The 20,224-nt window shown below is 34.4% G+C and carries 19 protein-coding genes and 2 pseudogenes; 5 read left to right on the forward strand and 16 right to left on the reverse strand.

Going from position 1 to position 20,224, the window contains the following annotated elements; translation table 11 throughout:
• The 10 genes from DWY01_RS00675 to pyrE form a co-directional block, all read right to left on the reverse strand.
• The gene (locus DWY01_RS00675; RefSeq protein WP_117992424.1) at window positions 1–1,122 is read right to left on the reverse strand and encodes an Mbeg1-like protein; all 1,122 of its coding nucleotides are present in this window, start codon (window positions 1,120–1,122) and stop codon (window positions 1–3) included.
• A 52-nt stretch (window positions 1,123–1,174) separates the two neighbouring features.
• Complete coding sequence (locus DWY01_RS11465) at window positions 1,175–2,131, reverse strand: GNAT family N-acetyltransferase (protein ID WP_158553623.1); 957 nt, start codon at window positions 2,129–2,131, stop codon at window positions 1,175–1,177.
• 8 nt (window positions 2,132–2,139) lie between these two features.
• Entirely contained in the window at window positions 2,140–3,141 is a 1,002-nt protein-coding gene (tsaD, locus tag DWY01_RS00685) for a tRNA (adenosine(37)-N6)-threonylcarbamoyltransferase complex transferase subunit TsaD (RefSeq protein ID WP_117992425.1), read from the reverse strand.
• 9 nt (window positions 3,142–3,150) lie between these two features.
• Window positions 3,151–3,585, reverse strand: coding sequence for a ribosomal protein S18-alanine N-acetyltransferase (gene rimI / locus DWY01_RS00690; RefSeq protein WP_117992426.1), 435 nt, complete (start codon window positions 3,583–3,585; stop codon window positions 3,151–3,153).
• Window positions 3,582–4,175: a tRNA (adenosine(37)-N6)-threonylcarbamoyltransferase complex dimerization subunit type 1 TsaB gene (tsaB, locus tag DWY01_RS00695; RefSeq protein WP_117992427.1), complete on the reverse strand. Its 594-nt coding sequence runs from the start codon at window positions 4,173–4,175 to the stop codon at window positions 3,582–3,584. Before tsaB ends, rimI begins: the two co-directional genes overlap by 4 nt.
• On the reverse strand, window positions 4,168–4,620 hold the full coding sequence (gene tsaE, locus DWY01_RS00700) for a tRNA (adenosine(37)-N6)-threonylcarbamoyltransferase complex ATPase subunit type 1 TsaE (RefSeq protein ID WP_117992428.1): 453 nt from the start codon (window positions 4,618–4,620) through the stop codon (window positions 4,168–4,170). Before tsaE ends, tsaB begins: the two co-directional genes overlap by 8 nt.
• Window positions 4,621–4,719: 99 nt before the next feature.
• A complete protein-coding gene (locus DWY01_RS00705; protein ID WP_117992429.1) occupies window positions 4,720–6,063 on the reverse strand; it encodes a replication-associated recombination protein A in 1,344 nt (447 codons plus the stop codon).
• A 56-nt stretch (window positions 6,064–6,119) separates the two neighbouring features.
• Complete coding sequence (locus DWY01_RS00710; protein WP_117992430.1) at window positions 6,120–7,472, reverse strand: MATE family efflux transporter; 1,353 nt, start codon at window positions 7,470–7,472, stop codon at window positions 6,120–6,122.
• Window positions 7,473–7,647: 175 nt separating this feature from the next.
• A complete protein-coding gene (locus DWY01_RS00715; RefSeq protein ID WP_117992431.1) occupies window positions 7,648–8,214 on the reverse strand; it encodes an AAA family ATPase in 567 nt (188 codons plus the stop codon).
• Between the two features lie 344 nt (window positions 8,215–8,558).
• On the reverse strand, window positions 8,559–9,218 hold the full coding sequence (gene pyrE, locus DWY01_RS00720; protein WP_117992432.1) for an orotate phosphoribosyltransferase: 660 nt from the start codon (window positions 9,216–9,218) through the stop codon (window positions 8,559–8,561).
• Between the two features lie 112 nt (window positions 9,219–9,330).
• Here pyrE and DWY01_RS00725 point away from each other — a divergent pair, with 112 nt between their 5' ends.
• The 4 genes from DWY01_RS00725 to DWY01_RS00740 all read left to right on the forward strand — a co-directional run bounded on the left by DWY01_RS00725 (window position 9,331) and on the right by DWY01_RS00740 (window position 13,411).
• Complete coding sequence (locus DWY01_RS00725; RefSeq protein ID WP_003865459.1) at window positions 9,331–9,753, forward strand: CBS domain-containing protein; 423 nt, start codon at window positions 9,331–9,333, stop codon at window positions 9,751–9,753.
• A 146-nt stretch (window positions 9,754–9,899) separates the two neighbouring features.
• Entirely contained in the window at window positions 9,900–11,090 is a 1,191-nt protein-coding gene (locus tag DWY01_RS00730; RefSeq protein ID WP_117992433.1) for a hemolysin family protein, read from the forward strand.
• Window positions 11,059–11,631 (forward strand): xanthine phosphoribosyltransferase, encoded by a 573-nt coding sequence (locus DWY01_RS00735; protein WP_117992434.1) that lies wholly within the window; start codon window positions 11,059–11,061, stop codon window positions 11,629–11,631. The genes DWY01_RS00730 and DWY01_RS00735 overlap by 32 nt, the downstream gene beginning before the upstream one ends.
• 31 nt (window positions 11,632–11,662) lie before the next feature.
• On the forward strand, window positions 11,663–13,411 hold the full coding sequence (locus DWY01_RS00740; protein WP_158553624.1) for a DUF885 family protein: 1,749 nt from the start codon (window positions 11,663–11,665) through the stop codon (window positions 13,409–13,411).
• 19 nt (window positions 13,412–13,430) lie between these two features.
• On the opposite strand, the gene DWY01_RS00745 is transcribed toward DWY01_RS00740, so the two are convergent.
• From DWY01_RS00745 to DWY01_RS00755, 3 genes and pseudogenes are all read right to left on the reverse strand, one after another.
• Window positions 13,431–14,744 carry an ATP-binding protein gene (locus DWY01_RS00745; protein WP_117992436.1) on the reverse strand — a complete coding sequence of 438 codons (1,314 nt, stop codon included), beginning with the start codon at window positions 14,742–14,744 and terminating at the stop codon, window positions 13,431–13,433.
• Window positions 14,745–15,168: 424 nt separating this feature from the next.
• Window positions 15,169–15,495: pseudogene (locus DWY01_RS00750) on the reverse strand (glucuronate isomerase); the annotation flags it as partial.
• 35 nt (window positions 15,496–15,530) lie between these two features.
• Window positions 15,531–16,526: a LacI family DNA-binding transcriptional regulator gene (locus DWY01_RS00755; RefSeq protein WP_117992437.1), complete on the reverse strand. Its 996-nt coding sequence runs from the start codon at window positions 16,524–16,526 to the stop codon at window positions 15,531–15,533.
• A gap of 486 nt (window positions 16,527–17,012) precedes the next feature.
• On the opposite strand from DWY01_RS00755, the pseudogene DWY01_RS00765 reads away from it, so the two are divergent.
• Window positions 17,013–17,336 (forward strand): annotated as a pseudogene (locus DWY01_RS00765) (sugar kinase); the annotation flags it as partial.
• Between the two features lie 159 nt (window positions 17,337–17,495).
• Here DWY01_RS00765 and DWY01_RS00770 read toward each other — a convergent pair.
• From DWY01_RS00770 to DWY01_RS00780, 3 genes are all read right to left on the reverse strand, one after another.
• Window positions 17,496–18,386, reverse strand: a complete 891-nt coding sequence (locus DWY01_RS00770) for an ROK family protein (protein WP_117992439.1) — start codon at window positions 18,384–18,386, stop codon at window positions 17,496–17,498.
• A 73-nt stretch (window positions 18,387–18,459) separates the two neighbouring features.
• On the reverse strand, window positions 18,460–19,329 hold the full coding sequence (locus tag DWY01_RS00775; protein WP_117992440.1) for a ketose-bisphosphate aldolase: 870 nt from the start codon (window positions 19,327–19,329) through the stop codon (window positions 18,460–18,462).
• Window positions 19,330–19,351: 22 nt separating this feature from the next.
• The gene (locus tag DWY01_RS00780; RefSeq protein WP_117992441.1) at window positions 19,352–20,206 is read right to left on the reverse strand and encodes a class II fructose-bisphosphate aldolase; all 855 of its coding nucleotides are present in this window, start codon (window positions 20,204–20,206) and stop codon (window positions 19,352–19,354) included.
• Window positions 20,207–20,224: the final 18 nt, after the last annotated feature.

Here is a 20,224-nt window from a genome sequence, read left to right on the forward strand (position 1 = left end):
TTACTTTCTTCCCTTCACTAATATTGGAGCGGATTGCACCGCAATAAATTTTACAACTTCCAACATAAACTTAATTTCTTCTGCATTCAATTGACGAATCTCCTTAATTCCAGATAACGCCTGTTTAAATGAAAATTCAGTTAAATCCGCAATTGTACGAATTTCCATACGATCAAATAATTCCCCAATTAAATGACAATAGCGTTCCTTCTCTTCAATTGAGCGATTTAATAATAGTTTGTTTAAATATTCTAACATATCATCACTTTCTTTAGTAAGAGAATCACAATAATTAAAGTCTTTTACATCCACGCTCCACATCAGTGTATCATGCTGAACTAGACCAGAACCTTGGGCATCCATGATTTTCGTTTGTTCTCGATGATGTAAGACACGCCCCACTATACTATCCTTAGGAATATAGTTTGTGATTTTAGATACATCCTCATCACCTTGCCAAAAGCCATCCACAAAGCCAGGCCCATCAAAACTTTTCACACCTTCAATATATCTTTGTAATTCTGGATTTTTTAAAAAGGCATACATCGCCAGATTTCCACCCTTCGAATGCCCCGTTAAGTATATCTTTGGATATACCTTTTTCTTTTTCAATCCAAACAAATAACTTGTTTCAGGAATATTCTCAATGGTTTCTTTGACATAATCTTTAGCCAATTTTTGACAAGGAAGATCCGATTTATATGTCATCATCAAATTTTCTTTCCAACCCGTAATACTGCCATCTGTACCACTAAAAGAAACAACGAATGATCCATCTGGCAATACAAGTGTTACAACATTAAATTGAATCACGTCTTCATCGCTATAAACTTTTTTATAGTTCTTCAACTTTATACTTCCATAACGAATCGTATCTTGCAACGCATCAATCAAATGTGGAAGATTCATTGAAAATGTGTACTTACTCTTTAATTCCTCTTCACTATTTAAAGAAAGATATTTACGACATGCTTCCTCTAAAGAAACCTCTTCCTTATCCACAATGCCATCCCAATCCACATAAGATAGATCGGCACATACTAACATATCCACCTCGTTAAAGGGGCGAACAGAGAAGTCAATATCTCTTCTTAAATGTGCATAATTTAATAAGTTTTCCATAGTCAACCTCACTACAAAGATTTTACAATATATAAAAGGATCAGCCAAATGACTAACCCAATTTTTTCGATAATTTTATATAATGTTCTGCATTTGAAAGAATGTCAGAAATCTGAGATTCTGAAGTCTTCTTAATGATCTTAGCTGGCACTCCAACCACAACACTCCTTTGTGGAATCACCATGTTTTCAGGCACAACACAACCCGCACCAATTACACTATGCTTTCCTATATGGGCTCCATTTAAAACAACAGCCCCCATACCAATAAGCACCTCATTCTCAATCGTACAACCATGCACAATGGCCCCATGACCAATCGTAACACGATCACCAATTTTTAATGGATAGCCACAATCCGTATGCAAAACACACTGATCTTGAATATTGGTTTCTTGCCCAATTTCAATCGTTTCTTCTTCACTACGAATCACGGCATTATACCAAACACTTGAACCTTCACCAATTGAAACATTGCCCAAGATGGTTGCATTACTTGCGCAGGTAAAATCGTTTTTAACTTCATCCAATCTCTTACAAAGCCAAACTACACCATGCCATGCATCAAATTTCATACCACAAGATGGTAGTGCCCCATACATTGTAAATCCATGCTTTTTATGAAAAGCTATACTTTCTTCATTCGAATCTGTTATGCATGAAATGATCCAACGCACGTTTAGCTTTCTACAATCTGCTTCAAGCTGATCTAACATTTTTGAAGGCAAACCATAATGTTTTCCTTCTTTAAAATAAATAGTAAGTTCTACACAATACTTATACGCTTCCTTTGAAAAAGCCGGATGCACATATCCATAGCCAATTAAAACATTGTCATAAAGTGCCACATAAAATGGATGCGTCTTTGAAATTTTCATCATATGTTCTTTAAATACATTAAAAGAATCTGGCACAAGATCAAAAATCGCAACACTCGTTTTTACATAATGTACATAGATAGGATACATACTTTCTAAATCTTTTTCTTGAAGTAAACGTAACTCTTGCATAAAACCTCCTATTGGATTTCTAGACTTGAATCCGCTGTTAAACTCGCATCCCCTCTTCTGCCAGAAAGATACGCAATCGTTCCAGCAACACCGATCATGCTTGCATTGTCTGTACAACAATACATTGGAGGTACAGTAAATTCGACTTCTGGATATTCATTCCTTAATTCTTCTACTTTTTCACGAAGTCTTGAGTTGGCACTTACTCCACCACCCACTACAAAGTGACGAATATCTTTATGATCATCTAGTACGGCTCTTACTCGAGAGAAAATTTCATCCAATGCACATTCTTGGAACGAACAAGCTAAATCAGCCATGTCAAATGTCTTGCCCTGTCTTTCCATACGCTTTGTAAATTGTAGAACACTACTCTTCAATCCAGAAAAGCTAAAATCATAACGTCCCTGTGTCTTCGGTTTTGCGAGTTCATATACCGGCTTTCCTTCTCTTGCCAATTTATCAATTTTAGGACCACCCGGATATCCAAGACCCAATACTCGAGCCACCTTATCAAAGGCTTCTCCTATCGCATCATCCTGCGTTTCTCCTAAGATTTCAAAACTTGTCTCATCCTTCATATAAACAAGTTCCGTATTTCCTCCAGAAACAACAAGTGCCAATACAGGATACTTCATATCCACCACTAATTCATTGGCATAAATATGTCCTGCCAAGTGATGTACAGGAACTAATGGTTTGTGGTAGGCAAAAGCCAAAGTCTTCGCTGCCTGCACACCCACATGTAAACATCCAATTAAGCCAGGGCCCTGCGTAACAGCAACGGCATCCACATCTTCCATAGTGATATTGGCATCCTTCAATGCTTTTTCAATACAATACGAAATATTTTCTACATGAATACGGCTCGCAACTTCGGGTACGACCCCACCAAATTCTGTATGTACATCAATTTGGCTTGCGACTACACTCGATAATACTTCCTTCTTATCTTTAACAACCGCAACGGCTGTTTCATCACAACTACTTTCAATTCCGATAATAATCATATAATCCTCCTACAATGCCAATGTCATCACAATGGCATCTTCTCCATCCGGATAATAACTCCTAGATACATTGACTTGAATAAAGCCCATTTTCTTGTATAAATTCAATGCTGCCTCATTACTGGCACGAACCTCTAATGTCATAAACTCACAAGCTACTTCTCTTGCTCGATCAAACAAATGCATCATCAATTCTTTTCCATATCCTCTTTTTCTTAAGTTTGGATCGACTCCAATACGAGCTAACTGCGCCATTTCAAAGGTTTCCCATAAAAACGCATAGCCTACAATTGCATCTTCATCTTCTAAGATCCAACCATGAGAAAAAGGATTCTCATTCAATTCATATAAACAGTCTTTTTCGAGCCAAGGCTGTTTAAAACATGCTTGTTCAAGTTCTAAAACACGACTTAGATCCGTGTCTTTCATTTCTTTAAAAATCATGCTTTATAAGCATCGCTTTCTTTTAAATATTGAGGAACTAAGGCATGTACATTTTCAATTGTACGACTTGGCACTTCAATAAAATTCTTCAAGAAATCACAACTTGCAGCTTCTTGATTTACTAAATAGCCATCCCCATATAATGTCCCAGGATGTTCATTTAAGAAATCTTCTAATTGATCGACTTCTAAAATTTGTGTTTCACCAACCACAACACCCTTTTCTAAGTGTGCTACATAGGCTCTTTTACTACGCGCATCCAAAATAACATTAGCACTTTCATCCATGCCCGCAAACAACTGCATTGTACTAATGCACTTTAATGTTTTATGCATCTGTGTACAGAATACTTTCGCAATTGTCATCGCAATACGAATACCCGTATAAGATCCAGGACCATCTGTGATAATCACTTCATCGACATCTTTATAGTCTAAACCTGTCTTTTCAAACAATTGATTTAATTCCACAAAGATTGTTTCACTTTGTTTTTTAAATGCTTCAATAGATACACCATCAATCAATGTTCCTTCTTTATATAAACCTAACACTAATGCTTTATAAGCACTATCCATACATAAACTAATCATGATATGCCTCCACAATACTCTTTGATACAGGACCCGTATATTCTAATGTCACTGTACGATTTTCATCGATACCTTCTTCAAAAGAAATTTTAATATGGTCCTGAGGCAATTGTTCCTCAATAAATTCTGACCATTCTACTACAGTAATTCCTTCATCAAAACAATCTTCAAAACCTAAGTCCTGACATTTTCCTTCTAAACGATACGCATCAATATGATGGAAAGGGACTCCACCTTCTTGTTTATAATCCTTTAAGATTGTAAAAGTTGGTGAATTGATCACATTCTTTACACCCAAAGCTTTCCCGAAGCTCTTTGTCCAAGTTGTTTTACCTGCACCCAAATCTCCATCTAATGTAATAACTAATTGTTTATTTCTACAAAGATCTGCCATTTTAGTAGCAAATTCCTGTGTTTCTTTTAAACTATGAATCTCTATTTTCATGTAATCCTCCAAGTTTTGTTTGTATCTCATAAAGTGGTTTCCACTTTAACACTCCTTTATTTCATAAAATACACTATTCTTAATTCTAGTTTTTTTCAACTACTTTTTCTTCATCATACGATTTCTATGCACCATTGCCTTGATTTGTTTGATCTGCGCAAGACGATTTCGCACCTTCACTTCAGATCCTTGATCACTTGGTACATAATATTCTTTACCAACTAAAGCATCCGGAAGGCACTGCATATCCGTCATATGGTATTCATAATCATGTGAATACTCATATCCTTTACTGTAGCCTAAATCTTTCATTAACTTTGTTGGTGCATTACGAATATGTAAAGGCACTGGCTGATCTAATGTTTTTAGCGCATCACTTTTCGCATTATTATAAGCCACTTCTAAAGCATTTGATTTTGGTGCTAAAGCCAAATAAACAGCTGCATGTGTTAAGTGTACGTTACATTCTGGGACACCCAAATAGTGACATGCCTGATAGGCTGCCACACAGATTTCTAAAGCTCTAGAATCTGCCATACCAATATCTTCACTTGCCATACGAACAAATCTTCTTGCGATATATAAAGGATCTTCTCCAGCCTCTAACATACGTGCTAACCAATATACAGCGGCCTGTACATCGGAGTTTCGTACACTTTTATGTAGAGCCGAAATAATATTATAGTGTTCCTCCCCTTTTTTGTCATACAATAACGACCTTTTTTGAAGGCATTGCTTCAATATATCCTGCGAAACATGAATCCCATCCAATTCACTTGGACTATTATAAACAACCATCTCTAGTGTATTTAAACAAAAGCGGGCATCTCCACCTGAAAATGCGGCAATTGCTTCAATATCTTCATCCTTAATATGTATTTTTAAATTGCCTAATCCTTTTGAGCTGGAAATAGCACGAATAATCAAATCCTTTAAATCCTCCGTATTCAAACTGTTTAGTACAAACACTCTACACCTAGATAAAAGAGCGGAATTGATCTCAAAACTAGGATTTTCTGTTGTAGCACCAATTAGAATGATACTTCCCTTTTCAACATAGGGTAAAAACGCATCTTGTTGAGCCTTATTAAAACGATGGATTTCATCTACGAATAGAATTGTTCTTTGTCCCAAGGCCCTACGCGTATCTGCCTGCTTCATAACTTCCTTGATTTCTTTTATACCACTTGTAACCGCAGAAAAATCTACAAAATAACTCTTTGTCTGATGTGCAATAATACGTGCCAATGTCGTTTTTCCAACTCCAGGTGGCCCCCAGAAAATCATCGATGTCACTTGATCATGTTCAATCATTTGCCACAAAAGATTTCCTTTGGCAACAAGCTGTTTTTGTCCCACATATTCATCTAATGTTTCCGGGCGCATACGATCCGCTAAAGGCCTTGTATCTTCTTGTATTGAAAATAGAGAATCTTGTTCCATATGTTTCCTCCATATGTATTTTATTATACACCACACAAAAGAAAAAGTGTTTGACCTTAATCAAACACCATCTTCTTTTTCTCAATTCGTCTTAAAAATACCCATCCCACAATACAAGATAAAACTTCCGTAATCACAAATGCATACCAAATCAAAGATACATCCATATCATATTGAATGACAAGTTTTGAAAATCCCCAAGCCAAAGGTAAAATGAAAATGGCTTGTCGAAGTAAGGATACAATTAAGGATTCCATACCTCCATTCAAAGCTTGATACACACCTTGAAATGCGATATTCACACCCGCAAACACAAAACTGATGGAAATGATTCGAACAGCACTGATAAAATACATTCTAGATTGTCCCGCATTAAATAGTGTGGCAAAGAAATTTGGGAATAGTTCTGTAATTAGAGTGCCCAAGACCATTAATACTATAGTATATATTAAGCCATATTTAATTCCATCTTTAACACGCTTCTTATTTTGCATACCATACGAAAAGGCAATGATTGGTGTAATCGCATCTCTTAAACCGAATGCCATAAATAATACAAATTGTTGCACTTTATAGAAAAGGCCATAGGCCGTTTGTGCAGATGCATCAAATTTTAGAATTAAGTTCATCGCATACACCATAAATGACATCAATGCCTGAGCAATAATGGCTGGAAGTCCGATCGAATATATTTCTTTGATAATACGCTTATTTGGTTTTGTATAAGTAAGACCATGATCAAATTCCTTATTAAAACGCATATGAAACACAAATAATAATAAAGCCGACAATATTTGTCCAATGACTGTCGCATAAGCCGCTCCTTGCACACCTAAATTAAAGCCATAAATCAAGATAGGGTCTAGAATCATATTGATTACGGCTCCTGTAACTTGTCCAATTGTAGAATATAAGGAGCGTCCTGTAGCTTGGAGTAGTTTTTCAAATATAGAAAAGAACACAACACCAAAAGATAATAGGCAACAAATTCTTAGATAATCGATACTCATCGATAACACAAGAGCATCACTTGTTTGAGAAGATATATAGGCTTTAATACCAAACAAACCGAATAATACGCAAATAATATAAATAACTGTAGCTAGAAACAAACCATTTCCGGCTACTTTAGAAGCTTTTTCACGATTTCTTTGCCCTAAAGTTCTTGCTAGTAAGGCATTAACTCCAACGCCTGTACCAATAGCTAAGGCCACCATCAACATCTGGATAGGGAAAACTAAGGTAAGTGCATTTAATGCGGCTTCACTTCCTTCTTTCATATTTCCTACAAAGGCACTGTCCACAATATTATAGACAGCTTGCAAAGCCATAGATAAAATCATAGGCACACCCATTTGAAGCATCAACTTATTGACTGGCTCATTTTTCATTTTGTTGTTTTCTTCCATTCTTTACCTCCATAAAACACAAAAAAGTGCATTGCCTACATAAGTTGGACTTACGCTTTTAAGCAACACACTTTACAAAAATATAAAAAAGTAGCAGAAAACTGGATTTACGCTGTTTCTGCCACTCGTTACGAAGTGATTATATTTTTATTTTTTTTAATTTGTCAAAGTAAAATTACATGGCTTTTTCAATTAATTCCACACACTTATCAATACCCAAAACACCACTGTCTAAACACAATTGATAGTTTTTAGCATCCGCCCATTTACGATCTGTGTAATATTTATAGTAAGCAATACGACGTTTATCTTTGTCCTTGATTCGTTTGTCTGGCGCAAATTCATTTTGTCCATAAACCGAAACAACACGATTCTTTCGATATTCAAAGTCTGCATGAATAAATACATTCAATACGTCTTTACGATCACGAAGAATATAGTCTGAACATCTTCCTACAATAACGCAGTTGCCTTTATCAGCCAATTCGCAAATAACGTTTCTTTGTGCAACATAGAGTTCATCCGATAAGTTATATCCATAATTATTCCAAATAAAACCAAATGTACTTGTGCTTGATGCATCTTCCCCATTTTCTTCAATATACTCTTTCGCAAAACCACTTTCTTGAGCAATTTGTTGCACAATTTCATAATCATAATAAGCATAGCCTAGTTTTTCAGCTAATTTCTTGGCAATGGTTCTTCCACCACTTCCAAATTCACGTGTAATTGTAATTATCATAAGATACCTCCTAATATACAAAAATCGAGCCTTCTACAACTGGAATTATATCCCGTAAGAAGACTCGTTGTTGTAGACATTTTACCAAAATTATAAATTTTTTGTAAGAATTATTATTTGTCTTTTCCTTAAAGTCATGGTACAGCATATTATATACACCATCACCTCGCTTTTATATACTGCACTATCTACTTCTATTTTAGTTCAGAACAAGTGAAAAGTAACGTGAAATGTTGCATTTTAACACAAGAAAAGCAGAACGTTTAAATTTGTTTTATATAAAGCACTTATATATACATACCGCAGTGCGCAAAGTAAACAAAAAAGAATAGAATCTTTCGACTCTATTCCTTAGCTCCATATTCTTCATAATATGCATCAATTCTAGATTTTAATTCAGGATCTAATTTATCTCCTAAATATTCAATCACTTCTGGCATGGATACGATTGCAGCAGTAGGGAAACCATATAATTCACTAACTTCAGTTAATGCAGTTTTTTCACCTTTTCCCTTTTCATTACGATTTAAAGAAACCATCAATCCAACAATTTCAACATTTGCTGCACCACGAACCTTTGGTACTGTTTCTTCCATTGATTTTCCAGATGTCGTAACATCTTCAATCATAACGACACGATCTCCATCTTGTAGTTTTGTTCCTAAGAAACTTCCCTTGTCAGCTCCATGATCTTTTTCTTCTTTACGATCTGAACAATAACGAACTTCCATTCCATATAAATTATCTAATGCGATTGTCGTCGCAACAGCCAATGGAATTCCCTTATATGCAGGTCCGAATAATACATCGAAGTCTTTACCATATTTATCAACGATTGCCTTTGCGTAATATTCGCCTAATCTTTTTAACTGATTACCTGTAACATATCCACCAGCATTCATAAAGAATGGAGATTTACGTCCTGATTTTAGTGTAAAATCACCAAATTTTAATACTTTAGATTCCAACATGAAATCAATAAACTCTTTTTTATATTGTTCCATTTTCTTGCCTCCACTTTTATAGAAATTCTATCATACTTCTGCACAATTTCCCATAATTGTATGATTTTTAAATGATAATTATTATGATATTATTACGTTGAGGTGATAGACAATGCAGGAAAATGTTTTCTTTTTTCTGAAGGCTAAAAATAGTGTTAAATATTTATACGATAATATCAGTGTTGAAGATGGGCTTGCCCTCATGCGCAAGCACAAATATACAGCCATGCCCATTATTAATAAGGAAGGAGTTTATGTAGGAACCATTACAGAGGGGGATTTTCTTTGGTACTTATTAGACCATCCTTCAATTCATAAAGAAGATCTAGAACAAATGGAGATTCGTGAACTAATTCGTGGAGACTTTACGCCACCAGTTCAAATCGATGTTCCAGTCGATCAATTGTTCGCTCAATCTTTGAAACAAAACTTCGTACCCGTAGTCGATGATCGCCAGATTTTTATTGGTATTGTGACACGACAATCCATCATTCAATATTTAATGAATAATGCCGATAAATACATGCAACAATAAAACAGCCGGACTTATTCTGGTTGTTTTCTTTATCACATTGAAAAAAGCCTTTAAATTGTGTATGATAATGGGTATTAATGAAGGAGTGATAGTTTCATGAATCCGGATGATTCAGTCCCGTTACAGTATAGTTTAGGAGGGTTAATATGAGCCTTCCCATCTTAATTTTATTTACATTTATTCTAAACATCTTGTTTTCAATGACAAGCAGCATCGTTTCTACAAATAAAGAAATCGAAGATGATTCTTATAAATACCAAGCTACATTAAAATGGTTATCCCTATGCATGGAAGTATTTGGCATTGTGATGAGTGTAATCTATTTACAACCCATGATCCATACTCCATTACTTTATGTAGTCGTACTTCTATTGGTGTATGTATATATTTTATTGAGTGATTTATTACCAAGAAAATTTGCGAATGTACATAAGAATCAGTTTGAAAAACCATTTATGTCCATTGCGAAAGGTGTTCAAACCTTATTCACACCATTTACTTTCTTCCTTCGCTTTGAAGTAGAAAAAGAACAGGAAGACTATTCCGAAGAAGATATTTATGAAGTAATCAACGGTGGTGGTGTTGAACCAAGTCAAAAAGAATTTATCGAGAACTTATTTGAATTTGATGATACACCTGTTGAAGAAATTTGTACGCATCGAAGTGAAGTTGTTTGTCTATATCTAAATGATGATAAAGAAACTTGGAAACAAACCATTCTAGAAAATCGCCACACATTATATCCTGTATGTGATGAGGATAATGATGATGTCGTAGGTATTCTAGATACACGTGATTATTTCCGTTTAGATTCGATTGAACAAGATAACGTCATCAATAAAGCAATGGATCAGCCTTTCTTTATTTCACAAAATATGAAGGCCGATGTTTTATTGAAAGAAATGAAAATCAAAAAAGTATACTTTGCGGTTTTACTTGATGAATATGGAGGAATGACCGGTATCGTGACTTTACACGATATTATTGAAACCCTTCTTGGTGAAATCCAAGAAGATGATGATATTGATGAGCCAGATCCAATCCAACAAATTGATGCAGATCAATTTCGAATTTATGGCTCTGCCGACATTGAAGATGTTGAAAAAGCTTTAAACATTTCATTAGAAAACGAGGATTGTGACACATTTGGAGGATACATCCTAAATCATTATGGACAAATTCCTGATGAAGGTTCACATTTTAAAGTCAGTCTAGACTTAATGGATGTATATGTTAAGGAAGTAAAGAATCATCGTATCGGACAAACTATTGTACAAATAAAGCGAAAAGAGGAAGGAAAGCAAAATGAAAGCACTGAAAAACGCAATCGAGACTAGAGGACATTTTATTAATGATGAGGTATTAAAGGTTGATGCTTTTTTAAATCATCAAATCGACTGTTCTTTAGTAGATGAAATGGGAAATGAATTTTATGAACACTTTAAAGACAAAGGCATCACAAAAGTAGTAACCATTGAATCTAGTGGTATTGCCCCAGCCTATGCGACTGCCATCCGTTTGAATGTACCATTGATTTTCATCAAGAAAACACAGCCGAGCACAATGATCGATCCTGCTTTTGCGGAAGTCTTCTCTTTCACAAAGAATAAAACATATCCAATTTGTATTGAAAAAGAATACTTAAAAAAAGGCGATAAAGTATTATTCATTGATGACTTCTTGGCAAATGGTGAAGCGTTCAAGGGAACAGAAAACTTAATTGCGCAGGCACAAGCTGAAATTGTTGGTGTTGGAATGGTAATTGAAAAAGCTTTCCAAAAAGGGCATGCATATATTGTTGAAAAGGGATATGACCTTTTGGCATTGGCATCTATTGCAGGTGTTAAGAATAAGAAAATTACATGGGCTGATGAATAATCAGTCCTTTTTTGAAAATAAGGGGATTCTCATGAAAAATACATTCAAAAAACTATTTATTAGCTTTACCGTATTATCACTCACTGCATGTGGCTCAACGACTATGCAAGATAACACGTTTGCAGCTAAAGAAAACAAGGACTTCACAAAATACACAAACCAGTTAGTTGTTGAATATGCCGAAAACGACTATACAACGATGCACCAATTCTTTGAACATCCAGAAGACTATGGTATTGATATCAATAAAGTAGAGGTAAGTCTTGGCGAATTTTATACGGACAATACAGAAGAAATCAAAGAAGATCAAAAGAAATTAAACAAGTTTAATCGCAGTACTTTAGACAAGACACAACAAACTATCTACGATGAATTAAAGTATGAGAATGAATTGAGTTTAAAAACAGAAAACAAGAAATTTCAGTATTTGAATAATTGTTGGAGCACAATGAGTGGACTTCACCAAAACTTGATTTCTGTTTTTTCAGAATACATTTTACGCAGTGAAAAAGACATCCAAGATTTGATTACACTCATCAACGATGTGCCTCGCTATACAAATGATGTGTTGGAATACACAAAAGAACAAGCAGATAAGAATACGTTACAATTTGACTATGATTCTGTTACACAAGACATTCAAGACGTAATCAATAATAAAGAGAATAGTTCAGTCACAAGTGCATTATATAATGCGATTGAAACTTTAAATCTGGATGAAGAAAAAACAACATCTTATAAAGCACAAGTCAAAGAAGCTATGGATACAAATTTCTTTCCAAGTTATCAGGCTATGTTAGATACGTTAACTCCTCTTCAATCCAAAGTACAGCCATTACAAGGATTATCCAACTATAAAAATGGTAAGAAATACTATGAAGTATTAGTTGAAAATGCGACAAGTTCTACTGATTCTATTTCTACAATTAAAGAGAATACACAATCCGCAATCAATTCGGCCATCACTAAATTCCAAAAACTATATAAAGCCAATCCCATGATTGCGTATGAACTAGACTCTGCTTCAACGGATTTTACAGATGTAAATCAAATTCTAGAAAGCCTTCAAAAGAACTATAAAAAGGATTTTCCAGAAGTAGAAACCATGAAATATGATTTAAAGGCACTACCAGAAGATCAATCTGTCAGTGGAATTGTTGCCTACTTTATTACACCCGCATTGGATTATTCACAAAACTATCAGATGCGCTACAACAAACGTGATTATGGCGATGATCCATCCAGCTTAACACTTTATCAAACATTGGCTCATGAAGGTATTGCCGGACATATGTATCAAGCGCAATACAATAAGGAACATTTAAAATATCCAATTCAATTCTTCTACAACAATCTAGGTATGTCTGAAGGATGGGCTACTTATATGGAAAGCATGTCTTTACATTATTTAGATAATAATGAAGATTTATTAGAAGCCTATAACTTAAACAATATTCTTACCAATCTATACATTGTCTTAATGGATATTAGCATTCATTATGATGGTATGTCACTCAATGATTTTAAAAATGAATATGGTGATATGTTTGGTTCAGACGGATTAGAAAGTATTTATAATCAATTGGCAGACAATCCAACTGTATTCTTATCTTACTATTATGGATATCTTCAAATCGTAGATTTAAAGAGTACAGCCAAATCTAGATTAAGATCTAAATTTGACAATGTAGACTTCCATAATGCCCTACTACAATATGGTGAAGTCAACTTCAATATTGTCAAACAAAGCGTAAATGAATATATCAATGAAAACAGGTAGAACCTAAAAAGATGTTGGTTTAAATTTCCAACATCTTTTCTTTATACATTAATATCCATTCATCCACATCATACAAAGGAATATTTATGATTTGTTTAAAAGTACGATATGAAGACATTGAAAATTTCCACCCTTCCATATCCTCATTCTCATTTAATAATGTATTCATACTTTTTGATTTTAAATTCTCTTCTGCCTTAACCTCAATTGGATATACATTTCCTAATTGAACTACAAAGTCAATTTCATTTGTTGAATTTTCATTATTATAGTATTTTGGAGTTACATTACAAGCCACTATTTGTTGAGCAACATATTGCTCCGTAAAAGCACCCTTATATTCTTTAAAAACGTTATCTCCTATTAAAATGTTTTTTGCGGGAGCATCCACCATTGCGCCAAGAAGTCCTAGATCGAGCAGATACAGTTTAAATGCATTGAACTCCTCATAAAACTTAAGTGGCATACATACTTTATTTATGCGATTTACCCTAAACACCAAGCCTGCATCCACAAGCCATTGAATCGCATCCTCGAACTCTTTTGCACGCCCACCCTTTTTTAGCATTCCATATATAAATTTTTTGTTTTCCTTTGCCAATTGTGCAGGAACAGAATCCCACACTAAATTTACTTTGGTCAATAAATTTCCTGGTATATGTTTTGAAAAATCTTGTCGATAGTTTAAAAGAATTCTATTTTGTATTTCGCGAACATGAAATATTTCCTTGGTTTGAGCATAATATTTAACAACTTCAGGCATACCACCAACATAATAATATTGCCTTAAATAATTCTTTAACTTTTCATGGAACACATCCATCTCTTTCCAATTATGGTGTTCCATCTGTTCTACCAATATATCTTCATTTAAAGCCAACAAGAATTCTTTAAATGACATGGGATACAACGTTAATTGATCCACTTTTCCCACTGGAAATCCTGTTGATTGGTGTAAAGTGATACCTAATAAGCTTCCTGCCACAACAATATGATATTCCGAGGCTTCTTCTTGGAAATATTTCAATGCCGTTAATCCTAATGGACATTCCTGTATTTCATCTAAAATAATCAATGTATTTTCTTTTTCAATTCGCGTATTTGTAAGAGCTGAAAAGCTTAAGATCAAACGATTCACATCGAAATCATAGAACATTTCTTTCATCTCATTATTATTGTCACAATTAATATACACTACATTTTTATATTCTTTTTTCCCAAATTCATTTAAAATCCAAGTCTTTCCCGTTTGTCTTGCACCATTTAAAATCAAAGGTTTGCGGTAGCTATTATTTTTCCATTCGACTAAATCATTATATATATATCGATACATAGAATCTTCCTCCTTTAATCTGATTTTACATTTTTCTAGGGGAATATTCCACTGTATTTAACACTTTTCTAGGGGAATATTTAAATAAAATTACATTTTTCTAGGGGAAACATGAAGATGAGTTTAAATCACACAATTTTTTAGCATGCTCAAAATCCAAAAAAATGCCATAATTTCAAATATTGAATCATTTCACTTCTTTTTAAGCATGTTTTGGTTCAAAATTTTAAATTTTGACTCATTTCACTACTTTTTTAGCGTGTTTTGGTTCATAATTTCAGATTTTGACACCTTTTTATGCTTTTTTACCCCGTTTTGAGTCAGACTTGACTCATTTTGACTTCATTTCAATAGAAAAAGTGTCATATTTTTAAATTATGACACTAAAAAAGAGAACCTTGAATCAAAGTTCTCTCAAAAACTATTATAAATCAAATCCAAAATAACGAACGGCATTGTTGTAAGAGATACCCTTAACGATTTCAGTTAAGTTTTCTTTATCATAAGGATACTCTCCATTTTCTACCCATGTACCAATTAAGTTACACATGATTCGACGGAAATATTCATGTCTTGAATAAGACAAGAAGCTTCTTGAATCTGTCAACATACCTAAGAAATTACCTAATAATCCTAGGTTTGCCAAAGACGTCATTTGTTTTTCCATACCTGTTTTATTGTCATTGAACCACCATGCTGATCCTTGTTGAATCTTTCCAATCGCATCACTATTTTGGAAACATCCAAGTACTTTTTTATTCGACTTCACAGTAATCCTCTTAATATTTAGAACTGTGTTGTATTTCGCCTAAAAAATATACATGGAATCTCCATTTTTTGTCGAACTGATTTTCCCGCAAGAACTTTAATAAGCGAATCAACCGCAATTTCACTTAATTCTTCTTCTTGTGAATCAATAGAACTCATTTCAGGATTGCAACAAACACATAGTTCTGAGTTGTTGAATCCAACGATATTGACATCTTCAGGAATCGACTTATTGATTTGATGCACATATTTAAGTGCACCAACAGCCATCGCATCATCACTGGCAATCACGGCATCAAAATCCAATTTTTTCTTTGCCAATAAATCTCTTGCCTTTAATACATTATTTGGCATAAGCACCTTGTATTCTTCCTGCACCTTTAAACCATTATCAATCAGTGCATCTTGATATACCTCTAATTTTTTTGTTGTGCTGTACGAATTGGCATCATACAAAAACACAATTTTCTTCCTTCCAACTTCGATTAGATTACATACAGTATCATAAACCGCTTTATAATTATCTGTTAAAACACAATATACACCCGGTACACGAACGTAACCATTCATAAGTACGACAGGAACTTTTTCGGCAGCATCCTGTAGGTATTGAATATCATCCTGTCCACAATCTCCTGCATAATGTGATCCAACCAATATCATCGCATCGATTCTTCGATCCAATAATATTTTTACAGCTTCTACTTTTCCTTCATAATCAAAGCCACTACACATCAAAATTGAATCATATCCATACTTGCGTAAATTCTTTTCTAAATACGCAATTGCACTCGCCATATAACGATCGGATACATCTGGGCAAACTAGCCCAACCGTTTTAACCGAATTTAAACCTAAACCTCTGGCAAATACGTTGGGTGTGTAATCATACTCATTCATAACGTCCCAGACTTTCTTTTTTGTCTTTTCTGAAACCTTAGGACTGTTATTGATTACACGCGATACAGTCGCAATGGATACGCCTGATAATTTGGCAATGTCATAAATATTCATATTTGTTTCACTCCTCAACCCTATTCCAACATGTTGAGAATTGCAAGTACTTACATCATATTTCTTGTTGTAGCCACTCACATTTCATAAGTCAAGTTTTTTTTGGAATCGTTTTCACACTTGTATTTAAGGGGTTATTATCTCTTTTTCTATATTTTATCAAAAAACAGATATGAAACATACTTATTTGTAAGCTTTTTAAATTTTTCTATTGCTTTATTCAAAAAACAGGGTTGTTCTATGTAAGTACTTACATCTAACATTTAAAATATAGTCAGGTAGAAATGGTGCAAAAATTTATAAGATTCATTTTAACGACTTGGTAGCTGTTGCACTATATTCTCTAGAAAAAGGGACTATATGTAATGTCGATGGTCAAGAGACTACACTTATTGAAGATATTGCCCAAGGACATAAATTTACGTTGAAAGATATTAAAAAGGATCAGCCTATTATTAAATATGGATATCCTATTGGAATCGCGAAGGATATAAGGAAGTAGCTATCACATTAAGAGAGTCTATCAATGCGAATATCAACAACTGGTCAGCCATGTTGTATGATGGAAAAGATTACTATTTCTCAAAAAGATATAATATGCAGATTGTAGACAGAGTCAGTAGTGGAGATAGCTTTGGTGTTGGATTGATTGCAGCCAGTCTAGAAGGATATGATGCAAAGTCAATAATCGAATTTTCGGTAGTCGCAAGTTGTTTAAAACACTCTGTCGAAGGTGATTTCAACATGGTAAGCATGAACGAAGTGTTGAAGTTAGCTGGTGGAGACGGTTCAGGCCGCGTTCAAAGATAAACCAATTATTGGTAGCAACAGATTACTATCATGTATTTATTTCTCCTATTCACAACAATATACTTACATTAAAATGTCTAACTTTTAGTCGTCTGTTACTATATATAACAAAATGACCGATATTTCACTCCCACTGAATATCGGTCATTTTATTGTGTATTAACTATTAAATGCTAAACAAGCAGCTCCTAATAGTCCGCTATCTTCATTTAGAGTTGATTTTCTTACTTTTACTAATGGTTCAACTACTGGATATACCTTTGTCTTCACTAAGCTTTCAACTTCTTCTACAAATCCAGGAATCTTTAAAGCTACAGATCCACCAAGAATTACGATTTCTGGATCAATAAATGCTTGAATACCGGCAATAAAGTTTGCCAAATACAATTTAGCATCGTCCATAATCTTTTGTGCTTCTAAATTTCCTTTTAAAGCTAAATCATTAACTTCTCCTGCATGAGCTACAATTAATCCTGCATTTTTTGCACGTTGCTCAATGGCAGTTCCACTACAGATAGCTTCTACGCCGCCTGGATAAATACTTCCGTGACTTGGTCCATTATTCCATAAACATACATTGGCAACTTCATTCGCAAATCCATGAGCTCCTTGGAATACTTTTTTATTAATAACAAGTCCTGCTCCAAGTCCTGTGGAAACAGTTAAGTATTGAACAATATTATACTCTTTTCCTTCCCCAATTATAGCTTCTGCAAGAGCTGCAAGATTTGCATCATTTTCTAAATAGACTGGTTTATGAATCAATTTTTCTAATTCTTTTGTGATACAAAGTCCATGCCACTCTCCGTGTAGATTTGGTGTAGTTAAAATTTTTCCTTCAATCAAATCCAATGGACCTGGGCATGACATTCCTACTCCAACAATTTCTTTATCAAAGCTATCGATGGCCTGTTTAATTTTAAATAGGGTAACCTCTGGATTGTCGGCATCCGTAGAGAATTGTGCTCTTTCCTCAATTTTATATTTTTCATCAATCAACGCTACTCGTGTATTGGTTCCTCCAATATCAATTGCGACTGCATATTTCATTTTATATTCTCCATTCTATAGAAAAAGGAAACTCAAGGTTTCCTTTTATACGTAATTATCTGCTACTTTACTATTATTCGTAATAACATTTAACTTTGTCTTGAGAGTTAAATAATCTAATTTTGTCAGCACATACTTTTCCACATGCTTCCATAGCTGCAGGATAGATTTCTAATGGTTCTCTGTATCCTGGATTTTCATTTAATGTTTTACGTGCTTGTTCGTAGAATGCAACTTTAATATCACTTGAAATATTGATTTTGCAGATACCGTTCTTAACTGCTTCAGCGATTTCTTCATCTTTATTTGATGATCCACCATGTAATACTAATGGTACTGAAACTTGGTTAGTGATGTCTTTTAAGATATCAATACGTAATTTTGGTTTCATATCTTTTGGATAGATACCGTGAGCTGTACCAATAGCACATGCGAATGTATCAATTCCTGTATCTTCAATGAATTGTTTTGCTTCTTCAGGAACTGTGTAGATAACACCTTCTGTTCCACCTTCAATAGAGTTACCTGTTGTACCAATTGTACCTAATTCTGATTCTACTGAAACGTTAGCAATGTGAGCTGTTTCAACAACTTTTTTAGTAATAGCAACGTTTTCTTCGTAAGGAAGTTTAGATGCATCAATCATTACTGATGTCATACCTGCTTGGATGGCACGTACTACAGTTTCATATGAATCACCGTGGTCTAAGTGAATACATACAGGAACATCTGTATGAGCTGCTTCGTAAAGCATAGCTTGAATTTGTGCATATCCTACGAAATTGAATTCATCTGGACTCATTTCCAAAATAACTGGTGATTTCAATTCTTTCACAGTCTTCATAACTGCTTTTAACAATTGGTCAGATCCAATGTTGAATGCAGGTACTGCAAAGTGGTTCTTTTGTGCTACTGTTAGCAAATCTTTCATGTTCATTAACATAATATGTTACCTCCTATATAAACTATAAAGATTTTCCTTCTGATCCGGATAAGCGGATATAGTGTTTAACTAATTCTTGACTTTCTTTTTCAACCTGGTGCATCATAACCCAGAAATTGATGTCTGGATCTGCTGCTAAGTGTTTTTTGATTGCTTCTGTATTCGCATTCATAAAGTCGCAACCAACATTAATTTTGTTGATTCCATATTTTACTGATTTCAAGATGTTTTCATCACCTGAACCAGATCCACCATGTAATACAAGTGGCATTTTTGTAAGTTCTTTAATTTCTTTTAATCTTTCAAAATCAAATTCCGGAACATATCCTTCAGGATAATTTCCATGACTTGATCCATATGATACAGCTAATGCATCAATACCTGTTTCTTGTGCAAATCGTAATGCTTGCTGAGGATTCGTTTTCATCTGATCACTAGTGAATTCTTCTCCTTCAGTGGCTCCCATGCATCCTATTTCACCTTCAACTGATGCGTCAAATTCTTGAGCAAACTCAACAATTTCACGAGTCATTTTAATGTTACCTTCCAAATCATATCTGGAAGCATCTACCATTACACTTGAATATCCATCGTGCAACGCCTTCTTTAATAAAGGCACCTCTTGCCCATGATCGAAGTTAAGTGCAACTTCCACACTTGCTCTATTTGCCAATTTCTTTACAATTGGAGCAATTAAATCACTATCACAATGATTGACCATGTGTTCTTGCACAATGTTAATAATGATTGGTGCTCGAAGCGACTGTGCAGCTTCAATGCATGCACGAGTCGTTTCGATGTTAAAACAATTTATAGCCATCACTGCGTAGTTTCCTTGGTTTGCTCTTTCAAGCATTCCTTTCATTGAAACATACATATTTTTTTATCCTTCTTC

This window comes from Eubacterium sp. AF22-8LB (assembly GCF_003458715.1).
Lineage (GTDB): Bacteria > Bacillota_I > Bacilli_A > Erysipelotrichales > Erysipelotrichaceae > Holdemanella.

What these genes read in the sequence shown, in the direction of transcription:
- DWY01_RS00745 (WP_117992436.1), bottom strand. Translation starts at nt 14,744, where the DNA reads ATGTATCGATATATATATAATGATTTAGTCGAATGGAAAAATAATAGC.
- DWY01_RS00755 (WP_117992437.1), bottom strand. Translation starts at nt 16,526, where the DNA reads ATGAATATTTATGACATTGCCAAATTATCAGGCGTATCCATTGCGACT.
- tsaE (WP_117992428.1), bottom strand. Translation starts at nt 4,620, where the DNA reads ATGAAAATAGAGATTCATAGTTTAAAAGAAACACAGGAATTTGCTACT.
- DWY01_RS00775 (WP_117992440.1), bottom strand. Translation starts at nt 19,329, where the DNA reads ATGTTAATGAACATGAAAGATTTGCTAACAGTAGCACAAAAGAACCAC.
- pyrE (WP_117992432.1), bottom strand. Translation starts at nt 9,218, where the DNA reads ATGGAACAATATAAAAAAGAGTTTATTGATTTCATGTTGGAATCTAAA.
- tsaB (WP_117992427.1), bottom strand. Translation starts at nt 4,175, where the DNA reads ATGATTAGTTTATGTATGGATAGTGCTTATAAAGCATTAGTGTTAGGT.
- DWY01_RS11465 (WP_158553623.1), bottom strand. Translation starts at nt 2,131, where the DNA reads ATGCAAGAGTTACGTTTACTTCAAGAAAAAGATTTAGAAAGTATGTAT.
- rimI (WP_117992426.1), bottom strand. Translation starts at nt 3,585, where the DNA reads ATGATTTTTAAAGAAATGAAAGACACGGATCTAAGTCGTGTTTTAGAA.
- DWY01_RS00675 (WP_117992424.1), bottom strand. Translation starts at nt 1,122, where the DNA reads ATGGAAAACTTATTAAATTATGCACATTTAAGAAGAGATATTGACTTC.
- DWY01_RS00705 (WP_117992429.1), bottom strand. Translation starts at nt 6,063, where the DNA reads ATGGAACAAGATTCTCTATTTTCAATACAAGAAGATACAAGGCCTTTA.
- tsaD (WP_117992425.1), bottom strand. Translation starts at nt 3,141, where the DNA reads ATGATTATTATCGGAATTGAAAGTAGTTGTGATGAAACAGCCGTTGCG.
- DWY01_RS00735 (WP_117992434.1), top strand. Translation starts at nt 11,059, where the DNA reads ATGAAAGCACTGAAAAACGCAATCGAGACTAGAGGACATTTTATTAAT.
- DWY01_RS00725 (WP_003865459.1), top strand. Translation starts at nt 9,331, where the DNA reads ATGCAGGAAAATGTTTTCTTTTTTCTGAAGGCTAAAAATAGTGTTAAA.
- DWY01_RS00715 (WP_117992431.1), bottom strand. Translation starts at nt 8,214, where the DNA reads ATGATAATTACAATTACACGTGAATTTGGAAGTGGTGGAAGAACCATT.
- DWY01_RS00740 (WP_158553624.1), top strand. Translation starts at nt 11,663, where the DNA reads ATGAAAAATACATTCAAAAAACTATTTATTAGCTTTACCGTATTATCA.
- DWY01_RS00730 (WP_117992433.1), top strand. Translation starts at nt 9,900, where the DNA reads ATGAGCCTTCCCATCTTAATTTTATTTACATTTATTCTAAACATCTTG.
- DWY01_RS00710 (WP_117992430.1), bottom strand. Translation starts at nt 7,472, where the DNA reads ATGGAAGAAAACAACAAAATGAAAAATGAGCCAGTCAATAAGTTGATG.
- DWY01_RS00780 (WP_117992441.1), bottom strand. Translation starts at nt 20,206, where the DNA reads ATGTATGTTTCAATGAAAGGAATGCTTGAAAGAGCAAACCAAGGAAAC.
- DWY01_RS00770 (WP_117992439.1), bottom strand. Translation starts at nt 18,386, where the DNA reads ATGAAATATGCAGTCGCAATTGATATTGGAGGAACCAATACACGAGTA.